Source organism: Nostoc sp. (assembly GCF_036918245.1).
Classification (GTDB): Bacteria; Cyanobacteriota; Cyanobacteriia; order Cyanobacteriales; family Nostocaceae; genus Nostoc.
The window spans coordinates 103,261-115,414 of sequence record NZ_JBALEF010000022.1 but is presented as its reverse complement, the minus strand read 5'-3'; the positions used below and the strand labels follow the sequence as shown (position 1 = coordinate 115,414).

11 protein-coding genes and 1 tRNA gene are annotated in these 12,154 nt (G+C 44.8%); 8 read left to right on the top strand and 4 right to left on the bottom strand.

Features of this window, described 5'->3' with window-relative positions; all coding sequences use genetic code 11:
* The coding region (locus V7L12_RS05395; RefSeq protein ID WP_335082773.1) for a HEAT repeat domain-containing protein at positions 1–302 on the bottom strand (302 nt) is incomplete at its 3' end.
* Positions 303–397: 95 nt separating this feature from the next.
* Between V7L12_RS05395 and V7L12_RS05390 the strand changes: the two genes are divergently transcribed.
* Positions 398–1,132 carry an SDR family NAD(P)-dependent oxidoreductase gene (locus tag V7L12_RS05390; RefSeq protein WP_298911929.1) on the top strand — a complete coding sequence of 245 codons (735 nt, stop codon included), beginning with the start codon at positions 398–400 and terminating at the stop codon, positions 1,130–1,132.
* Between the two features lie 396 nt (positions 1,133–1,528).
* The gene (locus V7L12_RS05385) at positions 1,529–1,828 is read left to right on the top strand and encodes a hypothetical protein (RefSeq protein WP_335082771.1); all 300 of its coding nucleotides are present in this window, start codon (positions 1,529–1,531) and stop codon (positions 1,826–1,828) included.
* A 549-nt stretch (positions 1,829–2,377) separates the two neighbouring features.
* Here the strand turns inward: V7L12_RS05385 and V7L12_RS05380 are convergent.
* Positions 2,378–2,953, bottom strand: coding sequence for a TIGR04376 family protein (locus V7L12_RS05380; RefSeq protein WP_335082769.1), 576 nt, complete (start codon positions 2,951–2,953; stop codon positions 2,378–2,380).
* Between the two features lie 149 nt (positions 2,954–3,102).
* Between V7L12_RS05380 and V7L12_RS05375 the strand changes: the two genes are divergently transcribed.
* Both V7L12_RS05375 and V7L12_RS05370 read left to right on the top strand, forming a co-directional pair.
* Positions 3,103–4,608 (top strand): DUF3131 domain-containing protein, encoded by a 1,506-nt coding sequence (locus V7L12_RS05375; RefSeq protein ID WP_335082767.1) that lies wholly within the window; start codon positions 3,103–3,105, stop codon positions 4,606–4,608.
* Between the two features lie 478 nt (positions 4,609–5,086).
* A complete protein-coding gene (locus V7L12_RS05370) occupies positions 5,087–6,727 on the top strand; it encodes a metallophosphoesterase family protein (RefSeq protein WP_335082765.1) in 1,641 nt (546 codons plus the stop codon).
* Positions 6,728–7,296: 569 nt separating this feature from the next.
* On the opposite strand, the gene V7L12_RS05365 is transcribed toward V7L12_RS05370, so the two are convergent.
* On the bottom strand, positions 7,297–8,229 hold the full coding sequence (locus tag V7L12_RS05365) for a serine hydrolase (protein WP_334823516.1): 933 nt from the start codon (positions 8,227–8,229) through the stop codon (positions 7,297–7,299).
* Between the two features lie 9 nt (positions 8,230–8,238).
* Here V7L12_RS05365 and V7L12_RS05360 point away from each other — a divergent pair, with 9 nt between their 5' ends.
* The 3 genes from V7L12_RS05360 to V7L12_RS05350 all read left to right on the top strand — a co-directional run bounded on the left by V7L12_RS05360 (position 8,239) and on the right by V7L12_RS05350 (position 11,345).
* Positions 8,239–8,943, top strand: coding sequence for a C40 family peptidase (locus tag V7L12_RS05360; RefSeq protein ID WP_335082763.1), 705 nt, complete (start codon positions 8,239–8,241; stop codon positions 8,941–8,943).
* A 14-nt stretch (positions 8,944–8,957) separates the two neighbouring features.
* Positions 8,958–9,971: a glycosyltransferase family 2 protein gene (locus V7L12_RS05355; RefSeq protein ID WP_335082761.1), complete on the top strand. Its 1,014-nt coding sequence runs from the start codon at positions 8,958–8,960 to the stop codon at positions 9,969–9,971.
* A gap of 120 nt (positions 9,972–10,091) precedes the next feature.
* Positions 10,092–11,345 carry an MFS transporter gene (locus V7L12_RS05350; protein ID WP_335082759.1) on the top strand — a complete coding sequence of 418 codons (1,254 nt, stop codon included), beginning with the start codon at positions 10,092–10,094 and terminating at the stop codon, positions 11,343–11,345.
* A gap of 39 nt (positions 11,346–11,384) precedes the next feature.
* Here the strand turns inward: V7L12_RS05350 and V7L12_RS05345 are convergent.
* Positions 11,385–11,458 (bottom strand) — tRNA-Arg (locus V7L12_RS05345).
* Between the two features lie 34 nt (positions 11,459–11,492).
* Here V7L12_RS05345 and moaC point away from each other — a divergent pair.
* Positions 11,493–12,002, top strand: a complete 510-nt coding sequence (moaC, locus tag V7L12_RS05340; RefSeq protein WP_334823524.1) for a cyclic pyranopterin monophosphate synthase MoaC — start codon at positions 11,493–11,495, stop codon at positions 12,000–12,002.
* Positions 12,003–12,154: the final 152 nt, after the last annotated feature.

Genomic DNA, 12,154 nt, shown 5'->3' with positions numbered 1-12,154 from the left:
GAGGCGTTGCCCAAGTTGCCCAATGCAAAAGCAGCAAAGTAACGCACAATCTGACTCTCATCTTTGAGTAAACCCAGCAGTGCTTCAACTACCTGGGGCGAGGCGTTGCCCAAGTTGCCCAATGCAAAAGCAGCAAAGTAACGCACAATCTGACTCTCATCTTTGAGTAAACCCAGCAGTGCTTCAACTACCTGTGGCGAGGTGTTGCCCAATGCAAAAGCAGCAGAGTCACGCACACTCTCACTCTCATCTTTGAGTAAACTCAGCAGTGCTTCAACTACCTGTGGCGAGGTGTTGTTCATAGTTTCCGAACTTGCGATATACTCCCTATGAGTCGGTTCATCTGAAGATCAGTTTAGCGCTTACGGATGTTGCCACGATTACGAAAGGGACGGTTATGGGAAAGCTTGATGGCAAGGTTGCGGTGATTACGGGTGGAACAAGCGGAATGGCGCTGGCCACTGCCAAGTTGTTTGTTGAAGAAGGTGCCTATGTGTTCATCACGGGAAGGCGCCAAGAAAAGGTCGATGAAGCTGTCGACCTAATCGGACGGAACGTGACCGGCGTGCAGGGAGATGCGGCCAACCTGGACGACTTGGATCGCTTGTTCGATCAGGTCAAGCGGGAGAAGGGAAGGATCGACGTGCTGTTCGCGAGCGCCGGTTCGGGGGAGTCCGCCAAGCTCGGCGACATTACGGAAGAGCACTTCGATGCGGTCTTCGGTTTGAACACGCGTGGCACGCTTTTCGCTGTGCAGAAAGCGTTGCCGCTGTTCAACGATGGTGGGTCGATACTCATGACCGGCTCGATCGCTTCAGTTAAGGGCTTTCCTACTTTCGGGGTGTATTCCGCGAGCAAGGCTGCGCTACGCTCATTCGCCCGCACATGGCTGAACGAGCTGAAGGACAGGAGGATTCGGGTAAACGTGCTGAGTCCGGGACAGATCCAAACACCGATTCAGGAGCAGTTGTTCGACGCGGAGACGATACGGCAGTTCGAATCTTTGATCCCGCGGGGAAAGATGGGTCGCCCTGAGGAGATTGCGACGGTGGCGCTGTTTCTTGCTTCAGACGACTCGAGTTTCGTGAATGGGGTGGAGTTGTCGGTCGACGGCGGCACGTCGGCCATCTGAATCGGTCAGCGAGAGAGCGACGGGAGGAGCCCGTGTGGACGACCTTCGCTCTTGACGCAAGAGTCCTACGCAAAGACAAGGGCTACGGAGAAGCGGTACATCTCTCCCTTGAGCGGGAGCGACGGCGATGAGATTGCCTGTCAGCTTAAAATGCTTCGGTAACGGGAAGCCGTCTTCCCGTCAGTTACTCCTGAGTAAACGGGAGTCCGGCATCAGGCCAATTCGGGTTCAAGTGTCCGTGATGCCGACTTCGCGGCCATCTAAGGCGCGGGGATCGGGCGCATAGAGCCGACTTCCGGCCATTCGTGACCTGACTTTTCCCGTTAAGTCGTGAAACAACGAAATAGTAAGGGTTTGAGACAATAATTTATTATCAATAAATCAATATTAATGACAATGAATCACGAGAAAACAGGGCTTTGGGCTAGGGGTAGAGTAAGCGATCGCTCAATTAAGGAGATAACGGGAAAAGTTAGATATTGCTTGGGATATATAATTTATATACATACTACACGCTTATTAGCTTTGTCAGTCGCTGTGCGAATTTTACAACCGATTCAGGGGCGGGGTAATCCTGATTTGCCAACAACTGTTGCTTTTTTCCATGAGCAACAGCAATCAACCTATCCTACTATTCTAAAAATCCCTAATTCTTGTCGTAAAATTTGCCTGAAAACTTTGATTTTTCGTTTTTAGTGCTCACTCAGCTTAAGAGGTTGTTTGAAAAGTAGTTGGCTGTGATTTTAATCACATTATTACCCCCCTTAATCCCCCCTTGTAAAGGGGGGAAATAAGAAAAATCTGTTTCCCTCCCCTTGTAAAGGCTACGGTGTACACACAAGTCAAATTACCCCCCTTAATCCCCCCTTGTAAAGGGGGGAAATAAGAAATCTTGTTCCCTCCCCAATGCATCGGGGAGGGTTAGGGTGGGGTAAAACTGACGCGAAAAACCAAGTGAGTAAGCTATTTCTGGCGTTCGCATTTGTTACTTCGGCGTTCGCATTTGTTACTTTAGCGTACGCATTTGTTACTTTAGCGTTCGCATTTGTTACTTTGGCGAACTCATTTGTTACTTTAGCGTTCGCATTTGTTACTTTAGCGTTCGCATTTGTTATTTCGGCGAACTCATTTGTTAATTCGGCGTTCGCATTTGTTACTTTGGCGTTCGCATTTGTTAATTCGGCGTTCGCATTTGTTAATTCGGCGAACTCATTTGTTATTTTGGCGTATTTTAGCCAATATGCGCTACTTCTGCATATTCCGCTTCATTTGTTCTAACTCATCCTGAGTTTCCCAGCTACGGAACTTCTCTTCTAAGTCATCAAAACCACTAGAAAAATTGCTAGTTTGATTCGACCAGCCAGTAGTTTCAAAACGCTGCTGGGTTTGCGCTTTAGCACGGTCTGTCTGTGCTTCGGCGGCTTTAGCTTGTACCTCCTGTCGCCGTTGCTGAATTTTTTGCAATAGTTCTTGAGATTGGTTAATGCGTTCTTTCAGCCCTTGCATGTGTCCCCAGCGCTGATTTCCTTCGCGCAACAGGGCTGCTTCTCGCTCACCTGCTGCCGCTGCCAAATCCTCTCTGTTGGCGTTTTTGGCTTTTTGAATGCGGATATGCCAACGCTGAATTTCTTGAGCGGTGGAGAGAATTTCTTCTTGCGATCGCTTCTCTTGTAATTTTAAATCTGCGATCAGCTTTAATGTGTCTTCTTCTTGCTCACGCAGCTGTTCTAGCAGCGCCTCTAACTCCAAATGTGGATTGTTACGCAAGAATTCTTCTAAACGGTTTTCCAGAAACCGACTCAAATCATCAAATAAGCCCACTGCTAGAACTCCAGAGATCGGGTGCGTGACTATTTTATTGTAGTAGTCAGGTGGACTTATAGGTGTTAGTTAGATTTCAAAGTTGGGAAGAATGTATTTGGTGAAACTACGCAAATAACCCTGACTTACAAAATAAGGCTTTAATCAGTATGAGTTCTGATTTTCAACCACCACCTAAGAGCTTGTCCATACTAGCTTCTGTAGGAGGAGTCGTTACCGCTGCGATCGCGATCGCAATTTTAAATGGTTGGTCTAAGCAACTTTCCCAGACTTCTATAAAAAAACCTGAAATATTAACATCCCCAACTGCTTCCCAACCACAGAAAACCCAACCCCCTGTCTCTAGTGCAAAAGAAGCTGAAATAGTTGCCAGCCTTGATGCTAAATCTGTAGTTTTGCCAGGTCAACCCATTCCTAAGAACCAATTAACAGTAGCCATAATTCCATACGTTGCTCCTGGAGTTGGAAAACTGACCCCAGAAGAAATGACAACGGCCCGTCAGGCTTGGTCATACTTCCAGCGCAACTGGAACGATGAAACTGGCTTGATTAATTCCGTTGATGGCTTTGCCTCGATAAGTATGTGGGATCAGACAGCAGCGATCGCAGCCTTAGTCAGTGCTAGAGAACTCAACATCGTGCCTGCGGCTGAATTTGCAGCCAAAATGAGCAAAATGTTGAATACATTAGCATCAATGCCTTTGTATAAAGGAGAACTACCCAACAAAGTTTACAATGCGAAAACTCTCTTACCTGTTAATTATGGTCAACTAGAAAAACGGGAAGAAATTGGATGGTCAGCCATTGATTTAGGAAGAATGGCAATCTGGTTGAAGATTGTCGAGGCAAAGTATCCAGAAATGCGATCGCAAACAGCAGCAGTTTGGAAACACTGGCAAGTCAAGCGTCTGACCACAAATGGCCAAATGTATGGTACTGCCGTTATCAAAGGCAAAGAACAGTACAATCAAGAGGGTCGCTTAGGCTATGAGAATTATGCTGCTTATGGTTTGAAGCTTTGGGGCTTAAATGTTAACAAAGCCTTAGATTATCAGTCCCATACTGCCTTTGTCGATCTTTACGGACAGGGAATTCCTTACGACAAACGGGACTATAAAAACTCTGGAGCCAATAACTACGTTCTTAGCGAACCCTATATCTTGGATGGTATCGAAACTGGGTTTCAAGCTTTGCCTAAAGCTTATGCCGATCGGATTTTAGCTGCCCAAGCAGCGCGTTATGAAGCGACAAAACAATTAACCGCCGTCACCGAAGATAATTTAGATCGCCCGCCATACTTTGTTTACAGTAGCCTATTTGTTAACGGAGAACCTTGGGCAACCATCGCAGATACCAGAGAACAGCACAACAATTTGCGATTCCTCAGTGCCAAAGCTGCGATCGGCTGGCATGTACTTTATAACACTGCTTATACCCGCAAGTTATTTGATTTCGTTCAAGGCAACCTTCAGTCTAAAGAAGGCTGGTATAACGGCTTTTATGAGTCTCTGCATCAACCAAATAAAACTCTTACCGCTAACAATAATGGTGTAATTCTGGAGAGCCTACTGTATAAGCAAGTCGGACAGCCACTTACCGTTTGGGCAGGAGTCAAGAGTCATAAGTCAACCGAGAGGACTATAAAAAGACCGTAAGTTATATCATGTCCGCGATCGTACCCCTCACCAATCCTCCTCGATGCTTTGGAGCTACGGTGTATATACAAGTCAAATTACCCCCCTTAATCCCCCCTTATAAAGGGGGGAAATAAGAAATCTTGTTCCCTCCCCTTTCCAAGGGGAGGGTTAGGGTGGGGTAAAACTGACACGAAAAACCAGGTGAGTCAACTATTTCTGACTTATGTATACACCCTAGTTGCTAAGGGGAGGGTGCGCGTCAGCGCGGGTGGGCTTATCTGTCGTAAACATTTTTTGAATTGGTATAAGTTGCTATTCCTCAAGGGTTTTCGGCATATTTCTTATAATAAAATGCGTTCAGTCGGTGAATACCCTAAAATTTGGTATGTTGCTCATGCTCAGACGCTTACGCAGCCGAAAAATTTCCTCAGTAGCTATGCTTGTGCTTGTTATATGCTTTACTCTGGTAGGTGTGCGTTCATTTGGGCAAACAATTATGACATCAGCACCCCAACTACTCACCGACCCCTTTTTGCAATTGCCAACTGCAACTTCAGTACGAGTAGTTTGGTTTACTGAATTTGCTGGTGTTAATCACACAGTAACCTACGGCGAAAATCTCAAACAAACTGCTAGGGCAAATACTACCAAACTCAGTCGCACACGTGAAGACCAACAATCAAGAGTTGCAAACCAAACCGCAGACGGACAAGTTTATCAAAAACCTGTCCAGCGACACATTTGGCGACATGAGGCTGAGGTAACTGGGTTAACTCCTGGTGTGCGGGTTAACTATCGTGTCACGAGTGTGCAAGAAGACGGTGAGAGTGTTGACAGTGATGTTTTTAGCCTTGCAGCTACTCCCAAATCAGATACACCACTGAAAATTTTACTTACCTCAGATCATCAATTAAAGCCGATGACAGCAGCAAATCTGCAAAAGGTGGTAGAAACAGTGGGACGGGTTGATGGTGTGTGGTTTGCCGGTGATTTGGTCAACGTTAGCGATCGCGCCTCAGAATGGTTTGATGATAATGTTGGTGGTGCCTTGTTTCCTGGTTTACAAGGTCGTGCTAAATATGAAATGACGCACGATGGTGTAAAGACAACCTACACTGGTGGACAAATAATTCAACATGCACCCATGTTTAGTTGCATTGGCAATCATGAGGTGATGGGGCGCTTTGCCAGGACGGAAAGTTTAAATGATGAATTTGATGATACAATTCCCCGTGTCGTTGCTCAAAAAATCTACCCAGATAAATCTTTAATCGATAATTCTTTTAATACTAATACCTACGAAGAGATTTTCTCTTTACCAAAAAGTAAAGAGGGTGGAAAAAGGTATTATGCAGTTAGTTTTGGTGATGTGCATTTGGTGGTACTGTACGCTACGAATATGTGGCGGACTCCTAGCTTAAATGGAAAGCATAAGGGTAGATATCTAGAAGCTGAAAAGGATTTAAATAATCCTGAAAATTGGGGTTATGGACAGGTGATTTATGAGCCAATTGCTAAAGGCAGCAAGCAATATAATTGGCTAGAGTCGGAACTTAACAGCCCTGAGTTTCAACAAGCAAAATACAAAGTTGTGATGTTCCATCACCCACCCCATACTTTGGGTGATAATATAGTTCCTGCTTATACAGAGCCAGTACAGATAATTGAACGGGATAGCGGCAATATCAAAGCAGTGCGTTACGAGTATCCCAAAGACGCAGATTATATTATCCGCGATGTTGTCCCAATACTTGAAGCAGCTAATGTGCAATTGGTATTCTATGGGCATTCCCATTTGTGGAACCGCTTTGTTAGTCCCAGTGGAATGCACTTTCTGGAAACATCTAATGTGGGTAATACTTACGGTGCTGCTTGGGGTGATAGAAAGCGAGAAGTACCAATTGGGTATCAAGAGGATTATGTTAAGCTTGGCGATCCCAATGGGTTAGAACCGATAGTACCAACAATTGCCCCCTTGCTGGGTGAAGATGGAAAGCCGATGCCTTATATTGCGAGTAACGATATTACAGTTTTCAGTATCTTTGATACGGGGACGGGTACGATAAGTAGTTATCGTTTTGATACTCGCAAGCCTGATTCGGAAGTATTGAAGTTTGACGAATTTAAGTTTAAATAGTAGGGTAGCACATCTGTCATACGTGTCAACTTAACGTGAAAGCCCTATAATCACCTGATATTAAATCCACTCGCTTACCATGACTATCCGCGTCACCCCACCCCAGTTTTGTCTAAAGCCAAAACTTCCCCTCCCCTTCGCAAGGGGAGGGGATTGAGGGGTGGGGTAAAATGCGTGTGGTATAAGCGTTTAAACTTAAGTTGACACCAATGCACATCTGTGCGTCCCTACGGCGTCTTATATCCAAAAAAGATGTGGTTAATTTACTTAAAAATAGCTGTAAACCTCATTAATGAGTATTTGAACTCCATTAATGAGTATTTGAACTCCATTAATGAGTATTTGAACTCCATTAATGAGTATTTGAACTCCATTAATGAGTATTTAAACTCCATTAATGAGTAGTTGAACTCCATTAATGAGTAGTTGAACTCCATTAATGAGCCTTTGAACTCCATTAATGAGTATTTGAACTCCGTAAAAGTTACCTGTTTAACGTAACTCCTTTCGTTCTATTCTCTACGAGAGGCTGCGCGAACGCGTAGCCTCTCGTAGATAAGGAGAGTAGATCATAGACTAGCGATCGCTTCGGCAACTAGTTTAGAAACAAAGGGCAAAATATCCCGACTCTTAGCCTGGGCTTTACCTTCAGTAAATACCACTAAGAGGTAAGGGCGCTGTTCTGGTAATTCAATATACGCGGCATCATGGTGAACTTGACTTGTCCAACCCGCCTTTGACCAAATTTGAGCATTTTCAGGGAGTCCACCGCCTAAAAAACCTGCTACCTGATCTTCCTCTCTGTCAGTGGGCAAATCGTTAAGAGTCCGTTTGAGTAAAGCCATCATGGCTTGCGATCGCCCACTTGAAACCGCCACTCCACCTACAATACTATGCAGTAACCTAGCGATCGCATTTGTTGTCAACATATTGCGATTTTCCAGTAACTCTCCCACAAATGCCCGTTCTCGTCCATAAGCGCCATCACTCCAAGTTTTTTGACAGACGTTAATCGTCTCCATTTCTTCCCAACCCAAAGATTGGTAATAGCGGTTAACAATATTACGCTGATATTTCCAGGTTTCAAAGGGCCCGGTTGGTAATTGTGGCCCTGATGTAGTGCCACTCAAAATATCCACAACCAAGCTGGTAGCATCGTTACTAGAATCGACAATCATATCCCGCAAAGCTCGCTCCAACTCCTTGGAGGTTTGACTCATGCCTTTTTCTAGCCATTCGTTTACCGCCACCAGGTAAAATAGCTTGACTACACTAGCAGGATAAATCCGCTCAACACCGCGATAAGTGAAACCACGAACTGGGTGATCCCAAAAAGCGTTGGGAGTCAGCGCCCCACCAGTATTTACTCGCACCGGTGGATCGTAAACAACCCAAGTCAAGGCAATTTGGTTACGTGCTAACGTCTCAAATGCTGCCCAAGTTGCATCTAAAATGCCTAACCCAAGATTTTCGAGTTGTTCGTCTTTATTAAAAAAAATCATTCTCTGATAATGTCCTTTAATCTAAAATCCAAAATCCAAAATCCAAAATCAGGGGAGTATCAGTGTTTAGCTGATCTGAATTTATATGATTCTCCTGAATGTACGCGTTTAGCAACTCAAGCTGCATCTGGGAGACATTTGTGGGTAACATCAAATCATCAAAATTTAACGGTTGAGGTGTATTTATGTGAAGATGACTATCCAGGATGGGTATACCTTTCAGAATTTGATTCATTACGATCTGCTACTGTACCTTATCAGGCTGCAACATTTTCTGAATCGGAGATTAAAAAACTCCTAGCAGAGATTATCGCCTTTACCCAAAAAGCAATGCAACAATCAAATTATTACCTTTGGGGTGGTACGGTTGGGCCAAATTATGACTGTTCTGGGTTAATGCAGGCGGCGTTTGCTTCGGTGGGTATTTGGCTACCTAGAGATGCCTATCAACAGGAAGGATTCACTCAACCAATTACGATTGCAGAATTAGTAGCCGGGGATCTGGTATTTTTTGGAACTAGCCAAAAAGCCACCCATGTCGGGCTTTATTTGGCAGATGGTTATTATATCCATAGTTCTGGGAAAGAGCAGGGACGGAATGGGATCGGAATTGATATTCTCTCGGAACAGGGAGATGCGGTTAGTCAGTCATACTATCAGCAGCTGCGAGGTGCTGGTAGAGTTTTTAAGAGTTACGAACCACAGAGACGCTGAGGGCGCTGAGACTTATGAGGAGTGGGTTGGTTTCCGAAAGGAGTAGTGAGGAAAATGGGGTGATTTCTGCAATTGTCCCCGATGTTTCAGTGGTAGTACCAATACATGACGAGGTGGAGAGTTTGCCACTTTTACTAGAAGCGATCGCCTCTACTTTATCTTCTAGTCAGGTAAATTATGAAATCATTTGTGTGGATGATGGTTCTACAGATGGTTCTGGGGATTTTCTCAAAGAACAGGCGCAAATCCGCACTGATTTAAAGGCGGTGATTTTGCGTCGTAACTACGGACAAACTGCGGCGATGGCTGCTGGATTTTATTATGCAGTCGGTAAAGCGATTGTCACTTTAGATGCCGATCTCCAGAATGATCCAGCTGATATCCCCATGTTATTAGCAAAGCTGGATCAGGGTTATGATTTGGTGAGTGGTTGGCGGCAAAAACGCCAAGATGGTGCCGTAAATCGGTTACTTCCTTCCAAAATTGCCAATTGGCTAATTCGCCGCACCACTAGCGTGAATATTCATGACTATGGTTGTTCGCTGAAAGCCTATCGTTCAGAACTATTGGCAGATATGAATCTCTACGGGGAATTACACCGATTTTTACCTGCTTTGGCGTACATTGAAGGAGCTAGAATTACTGAAATACCTGTACGTCATCACGCCCGCCGCTTTGGCCGTAGTAAATATGGAATTTGGCGGACATTCCGGGTATTGATGGATTTGTTAACCATTCTGTTTATGAAAAAATTCCTCACCCGTCCGATGCACGTTTTTGGGCTTTTGGGCTTGATTTCAATGTTTTCGGGGACTGCGATCGGAATTTACTTGACTTTCGTCAAATTGGCTTTAGGTGAAATGATTGGCAATCGCCCTTTGCTGATTTTAGCAGTTCTCCTGCTACTAACAGGAGTGCAGTTGTTTTGCTTCGGACTTTTAGCAGAATTGCTCATGCGTACATACCACGAATCCCAAGGACGGCCTATCTATCGTGTGCGAGAGGTAGTAGCAAAAAATGTTAAGTAACGTAACAATGGTAGTCATTAGTCATTGGTCATTGGTCATTAGTAAATAATTAAGAGTAAATATTTGGTTGACTCTAGACAATTGGACTTTGGACAAAAAACTCATTAAGTTGCATCTACCTTGAAAGCATTTAATACCTTTGACGCCGAACTGCGGCGCAACCTGCTGATTTTATTTACGGCAGGTTTATTATTCTGGTCGAGCATATCTTCGCTTTTACCAACCCTACCGCTTTACATTGATGATGTGGGCGCAAGCAAGCAAGAAATTGGGATCGTCATGGGCAGTTTTGCCATTGGGTTATTGCTATCTCGCCCGATGCTGGGAAGATTAGCCGATGAACGTGGTCGCAAAATTGTCTTATTGATTGGTACGATCGTAGCTGCGATCGCACCCTTTGGTTACTTGGCAACCCGATCTCTTGGGCTGTTGATCCTGGTGCGGATTTTTCACGGCATTAGTGTTGCTGCTTTTACCACTGGCTACAGTGCCTTAGTCGCAGATTTAGCGCCTGCTGAGACTCGTGGTGAAATCATTGGGTATATGACCTTAGCAACTCCCCTTGGTTTAGCAATTGGCCCTGCTTTGGGTGGGTATTTAGAAGCTACAAGTGGTTACGGGATATTATTTCTGTTATCTGCCGAATTGGGTTTTGTCGCCCTGTTGGGGATTGTACAAGTTACGAATCCGCCAGTACAAACGCAGGAGCAGACAGAGGAAGAGGATCGCAAATTTTGGCAAATTTTGGCCAGTCCACGGGTGAGAATTCCAACTATAGTTATGTTACTGGTTGGTTTGTCTCTCGGTGCTGTACATACCTTTGTGTCGTTGTTCCTCAAATCCACTGAGGTGGACTTCAATGGTGGACTATTTTTTACAGCTGCGGCAATTTCTAGTTTTAGTATCAGGGTATTTGCTGGTAAGGCAAGCGATCGCTTCGGGCGTGGTTTGTTTATTACTTTTGGGATTTTCTGCTACGTTTTGGCGTTAATATTGCTGTGGCAAGCTTACAATGCGATCGTTTTCTTACTGGCTGCGATCGCTGAAGGTGCTGGTGGTGGTACACTGATCTCGATGATGATTACCATGATGGCAGACCGTTCACTGCCGCAAGAACGGGGGAAAATTTTTGCTATATGTATAGCTGGACTTGATTTGGGAATTGCGATCGCTGCTCCTATTTTGGGTATTATCGCAGAACTTGTAGGCTACCGCGATATGTTTGGCTACGGTGCTGCGATCACTTCTTTAGCACTTATCCTCTTCCTCACCCATTCGAGCAAAAACCTATCCAACTCACTGCGCTTTGCACTAGGTCTAGCTCCAGATGCCTACGCCTTGAAAAACTTAAAAGTTAGGAGTGATGAAATTTAACTCATCACTCCTAACTTTCAACTCTTAACTTTTTAAAAACGGGCGAGGAGGGATTCGAACCCCCGACACCGTGGTCCGTAGCCACGTGCTCTAGTCCACTGAGCTACACGCCCTCATCGACAATCTATATTAACACGTTCTAACCAAATGGCGCAAGATAATTTTCCATCTAATTTTGCCAACTTAACCCATCTAGATCCCCAAGGACAGGCACAGATGGTTGATGTGTCTGATAAAGCACCCACCATTCGCCAAGCAGTAGCAGCGGCTAAGGTGCGAATGCTGCCAGCCACCTTCGCTGCCATTCAAGCCGGAAATGTCCCAAAAGGGGATGTGTTAGCAACTGCAAGATTGGCTGGGATTATGGCAGCCAAGCAAACAGCCAGTTTAATTCCCCTGTGTCATCCGTTGCCTTTGCAAAAAATCGCAGTCGAAATCATACCCGATCCCCAACTACCGGGTTATCAAATTCAAGCCACAGTCAAAACCAAAGCTGAAACTGGTGTAGAGATGGAAGCCTTAACTGCCGCTTCTGTAGCTGCGCTGACGTTATACGATATGGCAAAAGCTTTAGAAAAGTCGATTCAAATTGAATCAATTCGTTTAATAAGTAAGAGTGGTGGGAAATCAGGAGATTATTCCCCGCCAGAGCAATAAGCGTAAGGATTACAGTCACTAAGAAACTAGGACAAATAATTTGTTAACGACGACAAATATCGTGTTAATCGACAGCTACAACCGTTAAACACAGGAAGAATAGGCATTGAGCCTATATGCGCCACATGAATGCCCCAAAAACCTTAGAATGA

Excerpts from the sequence above, each read along its gene's own strand:
- V7L12_RS05390 (WP_298911929.1), top strand. The coding sequence starts at position 398 with ATGGGAAAGCTTGATGGCAAGGTTGCGGTGATTACGGGTGGAACAAGC.
- V7L12_RS05385 (WP_335082771.1), top strand. The coding sequence starts at position 1,529 with ATGAATCACGAGAAAACAGGGCTTTGGGCTAGGGGTAGAGTAAGCGAT.
- V7L12_RS05375 (WP_335082767.1), top strand. The coding sequence starts at position 3,103 with ATGAGTTCTGATTTTCAACCACCACCTAAGAGCTTGTCCATACTAGCT.
- V7L12_RS05370 (WP_335082765.1), top strand. The coding sequence starts at position 5,087 with ATGACATCAGCACCCCAACTACTCACCGACCCCTTTTTGCAATTGCCA.
- V7L12_RS05365 (WP_334823516.1), bottom strand. The coding sequence starts at position 8,229 with ATGATTTTTTTTAATAAAGACGAACAACTCGAAAATCTTGGGTTAGGC.
- V7L12_RS05360 (WP_335082763.1), top strand. The coding sequence starts at position 8,239 with ATGTCCTTTAATCTAAAATCCAAAATCCAAAATCCAAAATCAGGGGAG.
- V7L12_RS05355 (WP_335082761.1), top strand. The coding sequence starts at position 8,958 with ATGAGGAGTGGGTTGGTTTCCGAAAGGAGTAGTGAGGAAAATGGGGTG.
- moaC (WP_334823524.1), top strand. The coding sequence starts at position 11,493 with ATGGCGCAAGATAATTTTCCATCTAATTTTGCCAACTTAACCCATCTA.